The following is a 20,153-nucleotide window of genomic DNA, read 5'->3' as shown; positions in this document are numbered from 1 at the left end:
AAAAACCTGTGAAATAACTACTTCACAGGTTTTGTTTTTATAATATAGCGCCTTAAAAACTACAAATATCTCTCTTGAAAAACTTTTTGATGGTGTTTTTGATGTCCAATAATAACAAAACCTAAAGCTCTAACAGATATCTGATTATTTGAAGCAGTACCAATTCTTTTAAGCTGTTCCTCAGATAGGCTTTTATAGAATAATAAGTTAGAATGCCTTACAGCAGAAAGTTCAGTCAATAAATCCTGAAGACCTCTTCTATTAGCATTTGTATTATCTACATAGCTATTTTCATCAAAACTAGGTAAAGCTGTTGTATCGTTTCTAGAAAATCGTAATGCACGGTATGCAAAAATACGTTCTGTATCGATTATATGCTGAATAATCTCTTTGATAGTCCATTTCCCTTCTGCATAACGATAATCAAATTTATCCATCGGAATATCTTGAACAAACTTTATAAAATCATGCAATGAAATTTCTAATTCTTCAATTAGATTTACATTCCCAGCTTCTTGAACATAAGTCCTAAATCCGCCTGAATATTCATTTTCTAATAATTGTGATGCCATCATAATAATTAAATTTAAGCTGAGTTTCTACTAGCATTAGTATTTCCGAAAAGAGAACGAGTTACTATTTTCTCGTATACCTTAATCAAGTCCTCATCGACTTTATCTTGTTTGTTTAATTCATTAATTCTTAACAAAGCATATTGCTGTATTGTTAACAATGGCAATACTATACGCTCTCTTATTTGAATAGATGCTTTACCATCAGGATAATTCTCCATTAACTCTTTATGACCTGCAATTTTCAATAGCAAGCGTTTCGTTTCTGAAAATTCATCATATATAATTTGCCAAAACTCTCCAAATTCAGGATCTTTTCTCATGTATGCAGTCAATGGTAAAAATGATTTTGCCAACGACATCATACTGTTTTCTAATAAAGTTTTAAAGAATAATGAATTATCATATAAATTCTGAACTTTCTCCCATTGGTTCGTTTCTTCAAAATGTCTTAGAGCAGAACCCACACCAAAGAAACCTGGTACATTTTGCTTTAATTGACTCCAAGACCCTACAAACGGAATGGCACGTAAATCTGCAAAATCTAAATGCTCTGACTTACTTCTTTTTGATGGTCTACTTCCAATATTTGTTTTTGAGTAATATTTTAAAGTACTCATCTTCTCCAAATATGGAATGAATTTAGGATGATTTTTAAAACTTAGGTATTCTTGATATCCAAGTTCTGCCAATTGATCCAAAACATCTTTCTCATCTACTGTTAATTCATTTTTAGCTTTACTAAACACCTGATTGGTAACTCCTGCACTTAATAAGTTCTCTAAATTATATCGACAAGAGTCTAATGTTCCAAAATTAGAACTAATAGTCTGCCCCTGAACTGTAATCTGAATTTCGTTATTTTCGATTTTTGGCCCTAATGACGCATAAAACTTATGCGTTTTTCCTCCTCCACGAGCTGGTGGTCCACCACGTCCATCAAAGAAAATAGCTTTAATTCCGTATTTTCTTGAAATTTCTGTAAGCGCTTCTTTAGCTCTGTAAATACTCCAGTTTGCCATTAAATACCCACCATCTTTTGTCCCATCCGAGAAACCTAGCATTATAGTTTGCTTATTCCCTCTTTCGGTTAGGTGTTTTGCATATTCTGGATTTGTATATAATTGCTCCATAATTTCATGAGCTTTTTGTAAATCATCAACTGATTCAAAAAGCGGAATAATATCAACAGTTGGACTGTCCCAATTATTCAATCGTATTAAAGCAAAAGTCTCCATTACATTCAGTGCGCTTTCGTTATTACTAATTATATAACGATTTGCTCCATACTCACCATTATTCTCCTGAATGGTTTTAATAGCTTGTATAGACTCAACAGTCGATTTAGTAATTTCGTTTTCAAAGACACTTGGATTAAGATTTCCTTTTACTTTAGAAAGAACTGCTATTTTTTCTTTCTCAGATAAATCATAATAATTAGCTGGAAAAACAGAAGGATCTGACTTTAGATAATATGTGACAACATCTTTAAAAACAGCATCATGTATCTTACTATTCTGGCGGATATCTAACGTTGCAAAGTAAAAACCAAACAAGTTTATTTTTATAAGCAACGCCTCTAATTCATCTAAATACAATGATTGATGCTTCTCAACTATTATATCTTTAATCTTGTTTAATTGTGTTTTAAATTCATCCAAAGTGATATAAATCTCTCCTTTAGAATAAAAAACCGAACGATATAATTTATATTCAAGATCAGAAACCAAAGTATCTACTCCTGCAAATGTCAATTTTCTTTTTAAGTTACGCATCTCAACATAGTAGCATTTTAGAATCGAAGTTCTTAAACGTTCTGCTACTTTTAATGTAATAGCTGTTGTTACGAATGGATTTCCATCACGATCTCCTCCTGGCCAGAACCCTAGTTTTACCAAAGGATTTTGAATCGATTTCCCGTGAAAGATGTTTTTTTGTAGATAATGTACTATTTCACCTGAAGTTTCATAAAATACATTCTCCAAATACCAAATTAAGCTTACTGCCTCATCATAAGGATTAGGCTTTTCGTTTTGTATAAATGGAGTTTTCCCTAGCTGCGCTAGTAATTTTTTGATTTTAAGCAAATCATTTGAACGAATTGCCTCTGTTAAATCATTAATAATACCCAATACTGGCCCTGGATAAAACTGCGTAGGGTGCGCTGTTAAGACGGTACGAACATTAAAGCTTTCTAAAAACTCTACTAATTCATCTTCCATCTCTTTAGCATCTGTTTTTTCTTTGATATCACGAAGCGAACCTCTTCCTTCCATATTGTTTACAGTTGGAAATGCAGCATCTTCTATCGCATCAAACAATACAATTTGACGTTCAATATATTGAATAAATCGAAACATTAGGTCGATTTTATCTTTTTCTGAAGCATCATTTAAATATTTTCCTGAGAAAAAATTTACTATCTCTTTAGGTGTTTCTTGTTTTTTAAAGCCTGTTTCACAAACCTCTGTAAACAAAGGAAGCAAAACCCCTGTATTATCAATAGAGTCAAAAGGTAAGGTAATAAAGACACTATTATAAATATGGTATTTAGAAAGAACGTCTTGATTGAAACGTTCAATTTTTGGAAGCGTATACATAATGTGTTATAGTTGGTTGGTTGTTAGTTAATTTTTCATAAAAAAACCCCAAGAAAAACTTGAGGTTATATTTAATATAGCATTCAAGATCAATTACATATTTTTAAAAATAGTATGCATCAATCGTTTTTTATCATTAATACTTTCTTCTAACGAAATCATAGTTTCTGTTCTATATACTCCTTCGATATCGTCAATCATAAAGATAACTTCTTTAGCATGTTTAGTATCTTTAGCTCTAATTTTACAGAAAATATTAAATTTACCTGTAGTTACTGATGCAACAGTTACAAAAGGAATTTGATTAATACGCTCTAAAACAAATTTAGTTTGCGACGTATTATTTAGAAAAACACCTACATAAGCTATAAATGAATATCCTAATTTATCATAATCCAATGCTAATGAAGATCCCATTATTATTCCGGCATCTTCCATTTTTTTCACTCTCACATGTACTGTTCCTGCAGATATCAATAGTTTTTTTGCAATGTCAGTAAACGGTACTCTTGTGTTGTCTATCAACATGTCTAAAATCTGGTGATCTACTTCATCCAAACGAAATTTACTCATAGTTCTTTAATTAATATTACTAATTACTATTACAAAGTATAAAAATATATATAAAAAATAACAAATCGACAAAAAAACTAGCTTTTTATCAGTCCATTAACAAATTTTATGTTTTTATTTAAATAAAAATCTGCTTTCTGACCTGTTTTCGGAAAATTATCAAAATCATCAGTATATTCTGCTCCTTTTGCATCATATTCAAAATGACCATAATAATTTTCTAACTCACCAACTTCGGTAACATAAGCAGTGAAACAGATTTTATTTTCAATCAATTCTTCTTTGTATTGTGCGGCAAAATTCGTGATTATTTCGATACCATCATAATTTATTTTGATGTTTTTATACATAAAATCATAAAAAACGACTTTATTTTGTGAAATATTCAAATATTTATTAATTCCATTGACAACTATATCGTTTTCGCTTAATGCTTTAAACCCAGAGATTAAAGCAAAAAAGATATACTTCCTTGTGATTTCTCTTTCATAATCATTAGGAAAATGACCCGCTTCAAACAGGACAGTAGGCACTCCAAGATACTGAAACGTATCTCCTATGCAATTAATATTAAAAGAGTCATCAAAACGCCCTACTTGCCCCGGAATATATTGCTGCAAGACATCGTTCATAGCAACAATTAAATCTATAGCTTTTGTACGTGACTCATTTATATCTCTCGCATCATTATACGCTGGTGCCAAAAACGATACTGTAGCTGGCTTTCCTGTATCTCCAGCACCAAAAATTGTACGTTGATCATGCAAATTATAACAATAATGAGGTTTGAACGCCTCAAAAGCCGTTCTTAAAACGTTACTTTCTGGTTGTGTTAACTCTTGTGAATCACGGTTCAGGTCAACTTTATTCGCATTTTCTCGAGTATATAACTTTGCTCCATCTGGATTCAACATTGGAATACTATAAAAAGTAAACTTTTCAAGCATCTTAATTGCAAAATCTGAACCACTATTTAGTACATTAATAAAGTCAAACAAAGCTTTTGTCGTTGTACTTTCGTTTCCGTGCATTTGAGACCAAAGGTAAATTCGGGTTTCACCAACACCAATTTTGTAACTATAAATAGGTTCTCCTAAAACAGATTTACCAATAACCTCAACCTGATTATTAGTATTTAATTTCTCCAATAAAGGAGTTATTGCATCTAATGTAAGATACCTTCCTTCTATACTTTGTTCTTTATGTAAGCTAAATAATTCTTCTAAATTCATGTCATATTGTTTGGTTTACAAAAGTAAACATCTTTATTTTTACAATTGTAAACAATTAAAATATTCGATAATCTACATTTGTAAACGCCAATTTCCCCTGAATAATGCCGATTAATCTATTTTTTAGTGACATTTGTTAATCTCTTACAAAACAACAATCAAAATACTAATTACTAACAACTTAAATCAAATCATGTAAAGTTAAAATAGCAGTAAAAACGCTCTGATTTCGCTATTTACAATTGTATCATTGGTATTCTACTATATTTTAATTACATTTGTAAACCACCTCAATTTTAAAAACAAGTTACAATGGTAAACATCGAGGATTTTATAAAAAGATTAGAAACCATACTAGATTACTATGGTTTAAACGCCTCTTCGTTTGCAGATAAAATCGGAGTACAACGCTCTAGTATGTCTCACCTACTTTCTGGCAGAAACAAACCTAGCTTAGATTTTATATTAAAGATTATAGAGGTTTTCCCCGATATAGATTTGTATTGGGTTTTGAACGGAAAAGGATCTTTTCCTAAAAGTGAAAATAACGAAGTTGTTATAAATCCAATTCCGCAAGAAATTGAAAAACCCATTACTCCTATTTTCCCAAATAAGAATTTCATTCCTGAGGATTTCTTAGAAATAGAAAATCCGAATGAGAAAAATGTGATTGAAAAAAATACTCCTGAAATAAAAAACACAATTCCCAATACCTCTTTTGAAGAAATAGAAAAAATTGTGCTTTTTTATAAAAATGGAACTTTTAAGGTATATACTCCCTAAAATTATATTTTGTGTGCTTTTGAAAATTTTGAGTTCTTTTCATTTGCACCATTCTGAAATTTTTAAAACGGAAATCCGTTAGCTGGAATTTTACCCACCACCCCTTTATAGTGTTGTTTTAGAATTTCCATGTCGGCTTCATAATTTCCTGTTGGATGAAATGGCCTCCCTAGATTAACTTCTTTTTTACCCCAGTCAAAAGCTACAGGAACAATTGGCACATTTGCTTTTAAAGCGATGTAATAAAATCCGGTTCTAATTTCTGTAACTTTTTTACGAGTTCCTTCTGGAGCAACTGCCAAACGAAAAGTTTCCTTTCTTTCAAAAATAGCTGCAATCGAATCTACTTTATTCAAACCACCTGACCTATCCAATGGCTCTCCTCCTGCACTTCTAAAATAATATCCAAAAGGAAATTTAAATAACTCTTTCTTTCCTACCCAATTCATTTCTAATCCAGAAATACCTCGAGTAAAAATTCCTAAATAAAAATCATGATTACTTGTATGCGGCATCACCATCAATACACATTTTTTCACTTCCGCATTTTCAATCCCCACAATTTTCCATCCCATGAGTTTCAAAAAGATGAATTTATATAATTGTTTCTTCATTAATTTTATTTTAACCTGCAAAATAAATAATTTAAATCTTAAATTTGGTAAAAACGCATACCAATGATTAAGAAAATGTTCAGTTACCTTGTTCCTATAAAAATATTTGAAAAGAAATCGAGCCGTAGCAAAGCCATAGAAGTCACATGGGCAAACGGTGAATTAGTTTTAGACTCAGAAAATACCAATTATTCCTACGGAAGTTTACAGCGCATCCTGAGATATGGTTTAAAAAATATTGGCTTCAAAAAAATCATCTCCATGAAAGAGATTCTACTTCTAGGTGTAGCTGGTGGTAGCGTTATCAAAACTCTGGTTGATGAAATAAAATATGAAGGCAAAATAACAGGAGTCGAAATTGACCCCGACATCTTGGAAATCGCTAATAAATATTTCAACCTAAATAAAATAAAACAACTTGAGATTATTATTGATGATGCATTCGAATTTGTTTTAAAGACAAATAAAAAATATGATCTAATCATAATCGATGTTTTCGAAGATACCACAATGCCTAACTTTTTATTCGAAAGTTTCTTTAGTAATAGAGTTTGTGATCTTTTAAAAAAGAATGGCTTTGTGCTTTTTAATACTATGATATTAAATGAAACACATAATATTAGAAATCAAAAATACATTTCGGAAATAAACAACCAACATGTAGTTAAAATGCTTCCTCGCATTGAAGAGCACAATGAATTAATTATCATCGAAAAATTAGCCTAGTTTCATTTCATGTTTAAAAAAACTAATTATATATGCCTTCTTTAGAAACTGTTTTAAAAAACGTACCTCCTGTAAAAGTAATTAACCCAACAATTGATTACTCTCAATATATACCTTTGGATTTATCAATCTCAAATCAGGAACTAGCTAAAAGCAAACCTAAAACTGCTACTGATTTTGAAGTCTATATCGAGAATTTACTAGCTCAAGCAAAAGCAAAAGTTGCTTTTGGCGGTTATCTAGAAGAACGGAATATATACAAACGAAGTGAAAACTTTAATAACTCAACAACAGCAGAGCGCAACATACATCTCGGTTTAGATTTATGGATTAAAGCTGGTACTCCAGTTTTTGCAGCGTTTGATGGAATTGTCCATAGTTTTAAAAACAATACCGGTTTAGGCGATTACGGCCCTACAATCATCTTGAAGCATACTATCAAAAATCATATTTTCTATACTTTATACGGGCATTTGTCGTTAGAAAGTATAGTTAATCTTAAAGTTGGAGCTGTTTTTCTAAGAGAACAAATTTTGGGCACTTTAGGAGAACCAAGTGTAAATGGCGATTATGCACCTCACTTACATTTTCAAATTATAAAAAATATTGGAGACAATTTTGGTGATTATCCTGGTGTTTGCAGTAAAATCGATTTAGATTATTACACTAACAACTGCCCAAATCCCAATTTAGTATTAAAAATAACATAAAGAACAATGAAGAAAGTACTATTTATTTTAAGTTTGCTACTGTTGATTGGTTGCAAATCAAAAACTGGCGGAAGTAATACCGAAGATTTAAAAATATCAAAAGTTTTACCTGTTGAAATAAACAATAGCCAGCAAAAAAAAGCCTATGAATTAGGAAAACGAGTTTTATTGACTTGTAACACTTCTAAATTCAAACCTTTTAACGAAACCGAAGTCACGCCATCAGTTATGACAAATACTACTGAAGAGCGATTAACAAAAACATGTCAGAAATTCCGACAATGGTACGGAGCCTTTAAGGATCTTAAACTGGATGGGGTTTATAAAACCAAACATGAAACCATCTACAGATATAGAGCTTTATACGAAAAAAAGGTTGCGAACAAAGAACTTCGAGTGTATGTTAATGAAGATAATTTGATTTCAGCCATTAAATCGTTAGACTGGGACGAAACATTCGAGTCAAAATTAATTGATAAATAAAACACTATGAATCATAAAACACTACTGATTTTATCCTTTTTTTTCTTATCTATTTTGGTTAATGCTCAGGAGTCGCTTAGTTTTAAAGGAAAAACATATCCAGCCACACCGGCTTGGGATTTTATCTGCGAAAATTATGCTTTATCTGGCGAAGCCAATATTCAAATTGCAAAAACTGAAACTGGAGGGCTTTTAAAAATTAGTGTGGCAACAACTGATCCTAAATTACAAATTACCGGCACTACTTATATCTACTTAACAGATAACACTATTATTGTCTGTATCGATAAAAAGAATACTGAAGCAGCCGAGAATAAAACGGCAACTTATTTCAATCTTTCGACTATTGAAATGAATAAACTAAAGAAAACTGACATACAATCTATCCGATTTAATATATCAGGAACTACGAATAAATTTAGTAGTCAAATTGGCAATTTTACAGCGGTTAACAAGAAGTCTTACTATGCTACCAAATTTGATAAATCAAAAAATAGTTTTAATACCGCTGCAGAAATTCAGATTTTGTAAGTTTATTTCTCAGTAAGAAATCAATAATTCTGTACTTTTATACTCTAATTCACATTCAAAATGACAGCAAACGAAGCCACCATTACGAAATTCTATACTGCATTTGCCAATACTGACGCAGCCAAGATGAGCGAATGTTACCATCCGAAAGTACAATTTCGTGATCCAGCTTTTGGCTTACTAAAAGAGGATCAGGTTTCTAAAATGTGGGAGATGCTTCTTAAAAAAAGCAAAGGGAACATAAAAATAGAATTCTCAGATGTTAAAGCTGATGACTTTGTAGGCTCTGCCCATTGGGTTGCTACTTATAATTTTAGCAAAACAAATAGAAAAGTTGTGAACCGTATTTTTGCTGAATTTCAATTTCAAGATGGATTAATCATCAAGCACACTGATACTTTTGATGTTTGGAAATGGTCCAAGCAAGCATTTGGCATTACAGGTTATTTATTAGGCTGGACAGGTTTTTTTCAGAAAAAAATACAGGAACAAGCCTTATCTTCTCTACATAAATATCAAACTAAATAATAATGGCACATTGCGAGACATTGAGAATGCTCTTTAATCGTGATCTCAATAAATTAAAACTCGAAATTCAATCCTATCAAAATGAAGCTAAAATTTGGACTGTAGACGAACAAATTTTAAATTCGGCAGGAAATCTATGTTTACACTTAATTGGTAATTTAAACACCTATATTGGAGCCGCATTGGGTAGTTCTGGATATATCAGACATCGAGAATTGGAATTTTCATTAAAAAACATCCCGAGAACTGAATTAATTACCAAAATTGACGAAACTATTATTGTTATCGATACCACTTTGAGTAATTTATCTGAAGACCAACTGGAACACGAATTTCCAATTATCGTTTTTGAAGGTAAAGATTCAACAGGATTTATTTTAACTCATCTAACCACTCATCTTGCTTATCATTTAGGTCAAATAAACTATCACCGACGGTTATTGGATATTTAATCAGTTTGCAGTTGCGGTCTCGGTTTACAGTTAAAACTTGAAACTACAACTAAACACTGAACACTAACGCAAGGAACGCAAAGGTTTATTTTAAACTGAATACTGAGACTGAGTACTGAAAACTTGAAACAGCGACTAAACGCTGAACACTAACCGCAAGGGATGCAAAGGTTTATTTTAAACTGAATGCTGAGACTGAGTACTGAAAACTTGAAACTGCGACTAAACACTGAACACTAACCGCAAGGACGCAAAGGTTTATTTTAAACTGAATACTGAGACTGAGTACTAAAAACTTGAAACTGCGACTAAACACTGAACACTAACCGCAAGGGATGCAAAGATTTATTTTAAACTGAATACTGAGACTGAATACTGAAAACTTGAAGCAGCGACTAAACACTGAACACTAACCGCAAGGGATGCAAAGGTTTATTTTAAACTGAATATTGAGACTGCAAACTTTCTTAACACACGGATTTATTATCTACAATCTTGTCACCTTGACGAAGGAAAGGTCTCATAAAGCAACTCGACATAGTATGAAGAGCGACATACGGGGTTTCTTCGTTCCTCAGAAAGACAAGATTGGAGAGCTATATTGGAGTTATTTTGCGATGAACAACAAAAGAATACTAAAAATTTTGAGCACGCTTTATATTAACTGTAAAGTTCGCGAAGGTTTATTTTAATCTGAAAACTTGAAACCTGAAACACCAAACGCAAAGGAGTAGCCATACCAAAAGAATACAATGTACTCATTGGAAAATAACAAAACTTCAGGCAGTATATATAAAAAATGGCTTCTTAAAAATTAAGAAGCCATTTTTTGTTTTATGAAGCAAACCAACCTGCGACTAATTCGTCTTCGAATGAATTTACATTTTCATGAATAAATTCGTTGGTTTCTTTATTATACTCATAATCTAAAGCCCATGTTTTGTGATTTTGAGCTAGTTCTTTAATACTATTACAAACAAAAGCAATTTCTTCGCTAGTTGTTGTTGGATGAATTGACATTCTTATCCAACCCGGTTTGCGTATTAAATCTCCAATAGTGATTTCGTTTATCAGTTTATTAGAAGTTTCTTGATCAACATGCAATAAAAAGTGCCCGTAGGTACCTGCACAACTACAACCTCCTCTAGTTTGAATACCGAATCTATCATTCAATATTTTTACTCCTAGATTAAAATGCAAATCTTCGATAAAAAATGAAATTACACCTAAACGCTCCTGATGTTGTGCTGCTAAGATTTTAATATTCGAAATGTCGTTCAATTCATTGAAAACAAAATCTACGATTTCATGTTCACGTTGCAACATATTATCAACTCCCATTTGCTCTTTTAGCTCGATTGCCAAAGCAGTTTTGATTACTTGTAAAAAGCCTGGAGTTCCACCATCTTCACGATCTTCGATATTATCGATGTATTTATGCTCACCCCAAGGATTTGTCCAACTTACGGTTCCTCCTCCTGGGCAATCTGGAATCATGTTCTTATATAATTTTTTATTAAAAATTAAAACTCCTGATGTTCCTGGGCCTCCTAAAAATTTATGTGGAGAAAAGAAAATCGCGTCCAAATAGGCCTCTGGATCTTCTGGGTGCATATTTATTTTCACATAAGGACCTGAGCAAGCAAAATCCACAAAACAAACCCCATTATGTTGGTGCATTAATTTAGCAGCCTCATAGTATGGTGTTTTTATTCCTGTAACGTTTGAACAAGAAGTGATTGAAGCTATTTTATAAGCTCTGTCTTTATATTTATCTAATAAAATCTCTAATTTTTCAAGGCTAAAAAGTCCTTTTTCGCAAGCTGGAATAATCTCAACATCAGCAATAGTCTCCAACCAACTAGTTTGGTTTGAGTGGTGTTCCATATGTGAGATAAAAACAACTGGTTTTTTATCTGCAGGAATTGCTGTGAAGTCTTTTAAGTTCTCAGGAACTTTTAAGCCTAAAATACGTTGAAATTTATTAACAACACCTGTCATTCCTGTTCCATCAGTAATTAAAATATCATCTTGGTTGGCATTGACATGACGTTTAATAATATTTCTGGCATGATGGTACGCTTTTGTCATGGCAGTACCTGACACAGTTGTTTCTGTGTGCGTATTTGCGACAAAAGGTCCAAATTGGTTTATAATTTTCTCTTCAATTGGTCTATACAAACGTCCGCTTGCAGTCCAGTCGGTATAAATTATCTGTTTTTTACCATAAGGAGAGGTAAATTCCTGATCGATTCCAATAATATTTTTGCGAAAATCTTGGAAATAAGCTTCTAAAGCCGTGGTATTGTTTTTGATATTCATTATAAACTGATTTGATGCCAAAGGTATATATTTTTTATATAATTGTGAATTTGTTAATACTGAAGTTAAAACTATAATACAATTTCCTTTATTTATAATTAAATACCTCTTTAGCAGGCATCTTTTTAGCAAAAGCTACATATTAGAATTAAATTTGGGGTGAAAAGATTAAAATTTTCTACTCTTTATCAATTAAAGAACAATAATTATTTTAAAATTATATACATGAAAAACGTATCTATAGCAACTTTTGGAGGAGGCTGTTTCTGGTGTATTGAAGCAGTTATTCAACGTTTAAAAGGCATTGTATCAATAAAATCAGGCTATGCTGATGGTCATATAAAAAACCCTGCTTATCGTGAGGTTTGCACCGGAAGAACAGGACATGCCGAGGTCGTTCAAGTAACTTTCGATCCTGAAATTATTCCCTATCAGGACTTAATAGCTATTTTTATGACAAGTCATGACCCTACGACTTTGAATCAACAAGGAGCTGACAAAGGGACACAGTATCGTTCAGTTATTTTATATCATGATGATGAGCAAAAAGCAATCGCAGAACAAGTACTTGAAGCAGTACAGCCTTATTACGCTGATCCTATCGTAACCGAGTTAAAGCCTTTTGAAGTATTTTACGAAGCCGAAGAAGATCATCAAAATTATTACAACAATAATCAGGAAGCTGGTTATTGCCGAATGGTAATTGACCCCAAAGTGCAAAAATTAAGAAAAATGTATGCCGATAAACTCGCATAAGCAAGCACGAATTACTGTTATTGAAATTGAATAAAATGAAAAAATTAAATATACATAATCGGTTTACAGCCGAGCTTCCTGAGGACCCACTAAACACGAATGAAACAAGGCAGGTTTTAAACACTTGTTTTTCTTATGTTAACCCACGAATTCCTTCTGAACCAAAATTAATCCACGCTTCTGAAGCAGTCGCTGAGTTAATCGGGCTTTTGCCTGGAGATATTCAATCTGAATCATTCTTGAATGTTTTTTCTGGGAAAGAAGTATTACCCAATACCCATCCTTATGCCATGTGTTATGCAGGGCATCAATTTGGAAACTGGGCAGGACAATTAGGCGACGGTAGAGCTATAAATTTGACCGAGGTAGAGCACAACGACCAATTTTACACTTTACAGCTAAAAGGAGCTGGAAAAACACCTTATTCCAGAACTGCTGACGGATTGGCTGTATTGCGTTCTTCTATTCGTGAGCATTTATGTAGCGAAGCCATGTTTTACTTAGGGGCTCCAACCACACGCTCCCTTGCTTTGTTATTATCTGGTGATGAAGTATTGCGTGATATGTTGTATGATGGCAATCCTGCTTATGAAAAAGGAGCTATTGTATGCCGTGTAGCGCCATCGTTTATACGTTTTGGAAGCTTCGAGATGTTAACAGCAAGAAATGAGCTTAAAAACCTGAAATCTTTTGCTGATTACACTATCAAGTATTATTATCCTGAGATAAAAGAAGAGGATGATAAAAAGACCTACATCCAGTTTTTTAAAGCCGTTGCCGATAAAACTCGAAAGATGATTCTTGACTGGCAACGTGTAGGCTTTGTTCATGGTGTAATGAATACTGATAATATGTCGATTCATGGACTAACAATCGATTTTGGTCCTTATGGATGGCTAGAAGATTACGATCCTAACTGGACGCCTAATACAACCGACAGACAACATAAAAGATACCGTTATGGTAATCAAGCAAATGTTGCAAAATGGAACTTATTTCAATTAGCAAATGCGTTGTATCCTTTGATTAATGAGGCTGAAGGATTAGAAAGCATTTTAGAATCTTTCTCTGATTTATATGATGAGGAATATAAAGAAATGATGCTTAACAAACTGGGAATTTCAACTCCTAAAGAAGCTGATACTAAAATCATTTCGGATTTAGAGGCTAATTTGCAATTGTCTGAAACTGATATGACTCTCTTTTTTAGAAACTTAAATAAAATCAAAAAAGAAGAATCTGCTGAACAAGCATTTGCATGCATTCAAGATGCTTTTTATAAACCTGAAGAAATTAAAAGTTCTGTTTTAAACACTTGGCTACAATGGTTCTCAGATTATTTAAAGCGTTTGGGCTCTGAAAAAATCTCTGACGATGAACGAGCAGTAAATCTAAACAAAGTAAATCCGAAGTACGTATTACGCAACTATATGGCACAATTAAGCATTGATGCAGCCGATAAAGGCGATTACTCACTAGTAGATGAGTTGCATCAATTACTTAAAAAACCTTATGATGAGCAACCTGAATATGAAAAATGGTTTGCTAAACGACCTGATTGGGCAAGAGACAAAGTAGGCTGTTCTATGCTTTCTTGCAGTTCTTAAAATTATTTAGAAGAAATACAATCCAATATCAAGTTGGCATGAACACGTGAATTCTCTATAAACCATTTATGAGTTTCCATTCCGCCACAAACAACACCTGCCAAAAACAATCCTGCAACATTGGTTTCCATTGTTTCGGGATTGTATGTTGGTACTCTTCTTTTGTCATCTGACAATTCAATTCCCATTTTCTCCAGAAATGTCAAATCTGGTTTATAGCCCGTAAGCGCCAAAACAAAATCATTTTCAAGAGTTACTTTTCCGTTTGGAGTATCAATTACTACCTCATCTTCTCTGATTTCGGTAATATTTGACTCAAAATAAGCTTTTATACTTCCTTCGGCTATTCTATTCTCTATGTCTGGTTTTACCCAATATTTCACACGGTTGTTTATTTCGCTTTTGCGAATTACCATTGTCACATTGGCTCCTTTTCGCCAACATTCTAAAGCTGCATCAACTGATGAATTGTTTGCGCCAACCACCACAACATTTCTAAAAGCGTATTCATGCGCCTCTTTATAATAATGACGTACCTGTGGCAACTCTTCCCCTTTTACATCCATGTGGATTGGAATATCATAAAAGCCCGTTGCAATAACAACATGCTTAGCTTCATACAACCCTTTATTGGTCGTTATTTTAAAAAGAGAGTTTTCTTGTTTGATAACTTGCATCACCTTTTCGAATAAGTGAATTCTAAAATTAAAATAACGATGAATATTGCGATAGTACTCTAATGCTTCTTGTCGTCCTGGCTTTGGAGCAAGACAATTAAAGGGTATATCTCCTATTTCAAGTCTTTCGGCTGTAGAAAAGAATGTCATATACAGTGGATAATTGAAAATACTATTTACAATTGCTCCTTTTTCTATAATCAAATACTTTAATTTTTTCTTTTGTGCTTCGATTGCACAAGCCAAACCTATTGGTCCACCTCCCACAATTATCAAATCGTATTGTTCAACTGCCATAAATACTATTTATTTTTCCATTCTGAAAATGGATTTTTACTTAGATAAGCATTGTAATACCTTGGGTCATTGGTTACTTCTTCTCCCAACCAATCTGGCTTATCAAATGTATCTGTTTCTGATTGAAGCTCTATTTCGGCAATTATCAATCCTTCGTTTTCTCCGTAAAATTCATCTACTTCAAAAACATGGTTTCCTGATTTTATTTCGAATCTGGTTTTCTCAATTTTACCTTTTTCGCATAATTTTAATAATTCCTGTGCTTCTTCTAGCGGAATTTCATTTTCCCATTCAAATCGCGACATTCCACTCTCACTCCCTATTCCTTTTATTGTGATATATCCTTTTTCCCCTTTTATACGAATGCGTACTGTACGTTTTGGTTCTGAACATAAATAACCTTGCGCAATCCGATTTTGAGCGTAGGCTTGCTCTTTAAAATCGGTCGATTTAACCAAAAACTTTCTTTCTATTTCAACCATCTTTTCCATAACTAAATTCAGTTAGCAAGTTACTCATTTTAATTAATTCATAAATCAAGATTTTGTAATTCCATTTGGTACTTCTTAAATTATTTGCTCTTAAAAAAGCATGTTCTTTCTTAAACATAAAGGTCAAATAATCGTAGCAATAATATTAAAATAACTGATTAGTAATGTTTTGCATTTATTTTTTTGTTAAATTTGAGAGAATTTAACTCATAAATATTATGTCTAAAAAAACACTTTATCTATTAGGCATTGTAGTCACAATTATTTTAGGTACATTTTTGTATTTAAAATTCTGCTGCAATTGCTGTATGAAAGAACCTGCAGACAATATCGAAAAAGTAGTTATTGTAAAAGAAACCGTCACGGAGATTGTTCCTTTTGTAATTAATGGTGATGGTATTGACTACCGCAGTAGCGACAATATCAAATTCCTGAAGAACAGTGCTTCGGTTATCTTACCAGTAAAGGACTCTGTTACCATTGGCATTGAAAAACTAAAAATGTTTTTGGATGGCAAACCTAAACAAAAGGTTACTATTACTGGATACGCCACTACTGAGGAAAAAAACACTACAACCTATCCTAATCTAGGATTAGCGAGGGCAAATGATGTTAAAAATTATTTTGTATCAAAAGGTTTACCTGCTGGAAATTTTGACACCAAAGGAGAGATCATTGATAGTTGGAAAACAAATGCAGATACGCTTTTAGGTCCTGTTTCATTTCAAATAAACACCTTAACAGATTCTGTTGCGACTAAGACTGATGGTGAAGATTTTGCTGCTTTAAAAGCCAAAATAAATGCTGATCCTTTAGTTCTTCATTTTAATACCAACAAGTCTAATAATAATCTAAATGATGCAGAACGTCAGAAAATTAAAGATATCACGTATTACATTCTTCATGTAAATGATGGTACCTTACTAGTTGTTGGGCATTCTGATAATGTTGGAAAACGGGAGTCAAATGTTGTTTTAGGTCAAAAACGTGCTGATTTTACTAAAAACTATTTATCTAAAAATGGTATTGATAGTGGCAAAATTGAAACCCAATCTAAAGGACCTGATGAACCTGTAGGCGATAATTCAACTGCCGATGGTAAAGCAAACAATCGTAGAACTGTAGTCACAATAAAATAATTAATCCAAAAAAATAACATTATGAATATACCTTGTATCTTAATACCAGCACTTGTTGGGTTAATCTGTGGAATTTTAGGTTACTTAATAGGAAAAATGGCTTCGAAAGGAAATGATTCTGATTTACTTTCATTACAAGCAGATTTAGACGCTTGCAGAGCAAACACGAAGAACTTAAACACTAAAATAGCTTCTTTGGAAGCCGATTTAGCTGCTAAATTAAACGCTTCGGCATCTGCACAATCATTTGTGGGCAAAACTGCTCCAGAAATTGCCTTTGATGCTGCATTGGCTGCCACTGTGCTTGGTAAAAAAATAAAGAAAGACGATTTAAAAATAATTGAAGGAATTGGTCCTAAAATTGAAGAACTATACCATAAAGCTGGAATCAAAACATGGTTTGCTTTATCTGAAACACCAACATCTAAATCGCAAGCTATCTTAGATGAAGCTGGTGAAAATTATGCGATTCATAATCCTGGAACTTGGGCTAGACAAGCTAAGTTGGCTTACGAAGGAAAATGGCAAGAATTAAAAGAATGGCAAGATGCCTTAGATGGTGGAAAAGAATAATTTTCAATCCCTAAACTTAAAAAACTGGCTATTAAGCCAGTTTTTTTATTTCTTATTTCACCATTACATAGGCTAATTATCTTCTTACTCTCTTTATAAAATGTTTTTGATTTATAACTAATTGATTAAAGAGAATCAAAATCCATTTCCCAATTTAAATCTGGGTTATACCATAATTGCCCTTGAGTAACTTCTAGCGGACAATCAAAATTATTAGTATACAATGCTCCTGTGCCTAATCCTTGTGGCATGGTACTGTTTTGTAAAAAAGTCCATTGTGCAATTGCGTTAAGACCAACATTGCTCTCTAGTGCCGATGTTATCCACCAACCTATATTGTACTTATCAGCTAGTGTAATCCATTCTTGTGTGCCTCGAAAACCACCTATAAAGCTAGGCTTTAAAATAATATATTGTGGCTTTATCTGTTGTAACAATTCTTCTTTTTCTTGCAGAGAAAATACTCCTATTAACTCTTCGTCTAGTGCTATAGGAAATGGAGTCGTTTGACATAAATCTACCATAGCTTGAATATTATTTTGCTTTATTGGCTGTTCTATGCTATGTAATTTATATTTATTAAGTTGCAACAACTTGTCTAAAGCTGAATCTAAACTAAAAGCTCCATTAGCATCTACTCGTATTTCAACTTGTTCTGGACTAAAATGACTGCGAATAAACGCTAATAATTCAAGTTCTTTATCAAAATCAATAGCGCCTATTTTAAGCTTTATACAGCGAAAACCTGCAGCTAGTTTCTCTTCTATTTGCTGCTTCATAAACTCAGGTTCTCCCATCCAAACTAAACCATTTATTTCTATCGATTCTTTTCCTGTAGTAAAACCTGAAGGGAATAACAAAAAAGGGGTTTCACTATGCAAAGATCGGAAAGCCATTTCTACACCAAACTGTATCGATGGAAATGCCAATAAAGCCTCCCAAAGCTCTGTTTCACCAAGATGTATGTTATCACACGTCCATTGTAGTTTTTCTTCGTAATCATCGCGATCATCTGCGCTTAATCCTCTAAGAATACCACACTCTCCTATGCCTTTTTTATTATTTTCTTCTATTATAATAAACCAAGTTTCTTTTTCATTCATTATCCCTCGTGAAGTCCCCGATGGGCGTTTGAAATTGAGTGTGTATTTATGATAAGTGGCTTTCAATGCGATTTGTTTTTTTATTAAACATATAAGTTATGTAAGTTTCTATAAATAGTCTTAATGCAACAACTTATATTTACTTACATAACTTATGAATGGTAAAACAATTAATTAAAAAGAGCTAAAACTCTTTCGAAGTTCTCTGAAGGTAAATTGGCTTTCTTAAAAATAGCAAAATCTAGTTTTATCTTTTGAATCCAACTTAAACTATCGGTTACATTTTGTGTTTGGTATTTTTTATAAATCGCTTTTGCTTCTTTATAATTATCATTTGCCAAATACGCATGCGCTAAATTAAGTTTCAGCTGTAGCTCCGTTTCGTCTAGTTTCTCGCCTTCTTTTAAAAACTTTATTGCTTTCTCATATTGTTTGGTTACGATATAACAATACCCTATCGAACTATAATCTAGTGCTGTTGCTTTTTTATCTGCAATTATTGTATTGAGTAAAGCTATTGCTTCGCCATACTTCTGACTTTTAATCAATTTAGTGGCTTGATTTCTTAAATCACTATAAATGTTTTTTGAAATGTTGGTATCGCTGTAACACGTGCTTCCATAGTCTTTATAGGCTTTGATTTTTTCCATTGCCAATAGTTTATCAAACTCTGTATAGCGATATTGTTTTTGGATTTTTTCGAGAATACAAACGCAAAAATCATCTGAATTTGCCATTTTCTGTGCCAAATTCGAGGTTTTGCATTGACTGATAATTTCTTTCTTATTCTCTTGATTCCAACCACGGCTTAATTTCACATCTACCCACGGCACCACTTCTAGTACTATTTTTTGTTTTAAAAGCCAATTCTTGCTTTCAAATCCAAACCAAATTGTATTTGCATTAGGCTGCAAACAACTTAATTTATCTGAGGATAACCGTTTTGCATCTTTACTTACTGGTTCTCCTTGCGCATAACATGCTTTATCTGTTTTACCGCTTTGCACATAGCTTTTTGCTGTTGCTTGATCAGTAAAAAGTGCATACGTACACTTATCATCGCCTGATATTTTAGACATTAAGAATACTGCTCCTGCTGACCCCTGACTAATTCCCGTAGGGTCTGGAATCGATTTTAATACCGACACCAAACTACTTGTTAATTGTTGGTTTTCATCTAATAGAGTGATTCTGTAAACTACTTCGGTTGTCCCTAATGGTAGGTCTTCGGTTGAAATGACGACTCTGTCGCGGGCTGGAACGATAATTTCTTTGGTGGTTGATCGTTCTTTATCCCAGTATCCATCTTTTTGAGCAAAAGCTGAATAAAATGAGCTTATTAAAAGTACTAAAACTAGCTTTCTAGATTTCATTTTCTTGATTG

Annotated in this window: 21 protein-coding genes; 11 read left to right on the top strand and 10 right to left on the bottom strand. The window is 32.8% G+C overall.

Annotation, left to right across the window (positions count from 1 at the left end; translation table 11 throughout):
* Positions 1-59: 59 nt before the first annotated feature.
* The 4 genes from LNQ49_RS22475 to LNQ49_RS22460 all read right to left on the bottom strand — a co-directional run bounded on the left by LNQ49_RS22475 (position 60) and on the right by LNQ49_RS22460 (position 4,977).
* Positions 60-575 carry a DinB family protein gene (locus tag LNQ49_RS22475; protein ID WP_229991176.1) on the bottom strand — a complete coding sequence of 172 codons (516 nt, stop codon included), beginning with the start codon at positions 573-575 and terminating at the stop codon, positions 60-62.
* Positions 576-586: 11 nt separating this feature from the next.
* Positions 587-3,172 carry a phosphoenolpyruvate carboxylase gene (locus tag LNQ49_RS22470; RefSeq protein WP_229991175.1) on the bottom strand — a complete coding sequence of 862 codons (2,586 nt, stop codon included), beginning with the start codon at positions 3,170-3,172 and terminating at the stop codon, positions 587-589.
* Positions 3,173-3,265: 93 nt separating this feature from the next.
* Positions 3,266-3,745 carry an Lrp/AsnC family transcriptional regulator gene (locus tag LNQ49_RS22465; protein ID WP_007805990.1) on the bottom strand — a complete coding sequence of 160 codons (480 nt, stop codon included), beginning with the start codon at positions 3,743-3,745 and terminating at the stop codon, positions 3,266-3,268.
* 77 nt (positions 3,746-3,822) lie between these two features.
* A complete protein-coding gene (locus LNQ49_RS22460; RefSeq protein ID WP_229991174.1) occupies positions 3,823-4,977 on the bottom strand; it encodes a M14 family metallopeptidase in 1,155 nt (384 codons plus the stop codon).
* Positions 4,978-5,289: 312 nt separating this feature from the next.
* On the opposite strand from LNQ49_RS22460, the gene LNQ49_RS22455 reads away from it, so the two are divergent.
* Positions 5,290-5,760 carry a helix-turn-helix domain-containing protein gene (locus LNQ49_RS22455; RefSeq protein ID WP_229991173.1) on the top strand — a complete coding sequence of 157 codons (471 nt, stop codon included), beginning with the start codon at positions 5,290-5,292 and terminating at the stop codon, positions 5,758-5,760.
* A gap of 62 nt (positions 5,761-5,822) precedes the next feature.
* Here the strand turns inward: LNQ49_RS22455 and LNQ49_RS22450 are convergent, their stop codons facing one another.
* Positions 5,823-6,374 carry a 1-acyl-sn-glycerol-3-phosphate acyltransferase gene (locus LNQ49_RS22450; protein ID WP_229991172.1) on the bottom strand — a complete coding sequence of 184 codons (552 nt, stop codon included), beginning with the start codon at positions 6,372-6,374 and terminating at the stop codon, positions 5,823-5,825.
* Positions 6,375-6,437: 63 nt separating this feature from the next.
* Here LNQ49_RS22450 and LNQ49_RS22445 point away from each other — a divergent pair, with 63 nt between their 5' ends.
* The 6 genes from LNQ49_RS22445 to LNQ49_RS22420 are packed head-to-tail and all read left to right on the top strand — an operon-like array spanning position 6,438 to position 9,804.
* Positions 6,438-7,100 carry a spermidine synthase gene (locus tag LNQ49_RS22445; protein ID WP_229991171.1) on the top strand — a complete coding sequence of 221 codons (663 nt, stop codon included), beginning with the start codon at positions 6,438-6,440 and terminating at the stop codon, positions 7,098-7,100.
* 32 nt (positions 7,101-7,132) lie between these two features.
* A complete protein-coding gene (locus tag LNQ49_RS22440) occupies positions 7,133-7,810 on the top strand; it encodes a peptidoglycan DD-metalloendopeptidase family protein (RefSeq protein WP_229991170.1) in 678 nt (225 codons plus the stop codon).
* A gap of 6 nt (positions 7,811-7,816) precedes the next feature.
* Positions 7,817-8,293 (top strand): hypothetical protein, encoded by a 477-nt coding sequence (locus LNQ49_RS22435; protein WP_229991169.1) that lies wholly within the window; start codon positions 7,817-7,819, stop codon positions 8,291-8,293.
* A gap of 6 nt (positions 8,294-8,299) precedes the next feature.
* Positions 8,300-8,824, top strand: a complete 525-nt coding sequence (locus tag LNQ49_RS22430) for a hypothetical protein (RefSeq protein WP_229991168.1) — start codon at positions 8,300-8,302, stop codon at positions 8,822-8,824.
* Between the two features lie 60 nt (positions 8,825-8,884).
* Complete coding sequence (locus LNQ49_RS22425; RefSeq protein WP_229991167.1) at positions 8,885-9,352, top strand: nuclear transport factor 2 family protein; 468 nt, start codon at positions 8,885-8,887, stop codon at positions 9,350-9,352.
* Between the two features lie 2 nt (positions 9,353-9,354).
* Positions 9,355-9,804: a DinB family protein gene (locus tag LNQ49_RS22420; RefSeq protein WP_229991166.1), complete on the top strand. Its 450-nt coding sequence runs from the start codon at positions 9,355-9,357 to the stop codon at positions 9,802-9,804.
* Between the two features lie 834 nt (positions 9,805-10,638).
* On the opposite strand, the gene LNQ49_RS22415 is transcribed toward LNQ49_RS22420, so the two are convergent.
* Entirely contained in the window at positions 10,639-12,126 is a 1,488-nt protein-coding gene (locus LNQ49_RS22415) for an aminotransferase class V-fold PLP-dependent enzyme (RefSeq protein WP_229991165.1), read from the bottom strand.
* Positions 12,127-12,351: 225 nt separating this feature from the next.
* Here LNQ49_RS22415 and msrA point away from each other — a divergent pair, with 225 nt between their 5' ends.
* Complete coding sequence (gene msrA / locus LNQ49_RS22410; RefSeq protein WP_229991164.1) at positions 12,352-12,882, top strand: peptide-methionine (S)-S-oxide reductase MsrA; 531 nt, start codon at positions 12,352-12,354, stop codon at positions 12,880-12,882.
* Between the two features lie 35 nt (positions 12,883-12,917).
* Entirely contained in the window at positions 12,918-14,489 is a 1,572-nt protein-coding gene (locus LNQ49_RS22405; RefSeq protein ID WP_229991163.1) for a protein adenylyltransferase SelO, read from the top strand.
* A 2-nt stretch (positions 14,490-14,491) separates the two neighbouring features.
* Here LNQ49_RS22405 and LNQ49_RS22400 read toward each other — a convergent pair whose 3' ends face one another.
* Positions 14,492-15,463, bottom strand: a complete 972-nt coding sequence (locus tag LNQ49_RS22400) for a YpdA family putative bacillithiol disulfide reductase (protein WP_229991162.1) — start codon at positions 15,461-15,463, stop codon at positions 14,492-14,494.
* A gap of 5 nt (positions 15,464-15,468) precedes the next feature.
* Positions 15,469-15,945 carry a CYTH domain-containing protein gene (locus tag LNQ49_RS22395; RefSeq protein WP_229991364.1) on the bottom strand — a complete coding sequence of 159 codons (477 nt, stop codon included), beginning with the start codon at positions 15,943-15,945 and terminating at the stop codon, positions 15,469-15,471.
* Positions 15,946-16,262: 317 nt separating this feature from the next.
* On the opposite strand from LNQ49_RS22395, the gene LNQ49_RS22390 reads away from it, so the two are divergent.
* Both LNQ49_RS22390 and LNQ49_RS22385 read left to right on the top strand, forming a co-directional pair.
* On the top strand, positions 16,263-17,093 hold the full coding sequence (locus tag LNQ49_RS22390; protein ID WP_229991161.1) for an OmpA family protein: 831 nt from the start codon (positions 16,263-16,265) through the stop codon (positions 17,091-17,093).
* Positions 17,094-17,114: 21 nt separating this feature from the next.
* Positions 17,115-17,666 (top strand): hypothetical protein, encoded by a 552-nt coding sequence (locus tag LNQ49_RS22385; protein WP_229991160.1) that lies wholly within the window; start codon positions 17,115-17,117, stop codon positions 17,664-17,666.
* A 125-nt stretch (positions 17,667-17,791) separates the two neighbouring features.
* Here the strand turns inward: LNQ49_RS22385 and LNQ49_RS22380 are convergent, their stop codons facing one another.
* On the bottom strand, positions 17,792-18,835 hold the full coding sequence (locus tag LNQ49_RS22380; protein WP_229991159.1) for an o-succinylbenzoate synthase: 1,044 nt from the start codon (positions 18,833-18,835) through the stop codon (positions 17,792-17,794).
* Positions 18,836-18,939: 104 nt separating this feature from the next.
* On the bottom strand, positions 18,940-20,142 hold the full coding sequence (locus LNQ49_RS22375) for a tetratricopeptide repeat protein (protein WP_229991158.1): 1,203 nt from the start codon (positions 20,140-20,142) through the stop codon (positions 18,940-18,942).
* Positions 20,143-20,153 lie beyond the last annotated feature (11 nt).

This window comes from Flavobacterium pisciphilum (assembly GCF_020905345.1).
In the GTDB taxonomy this organism is placed as follows: Bacteria; Bacteroidota; Bacteroidia; order Flavobacteriales; family Flavobacteriaceae; genus Flavobacterium; species Flavobacterium pisciphilum.
This window is presented reverse-complemented; position numbering and strand designations above follow the sequence as displayed.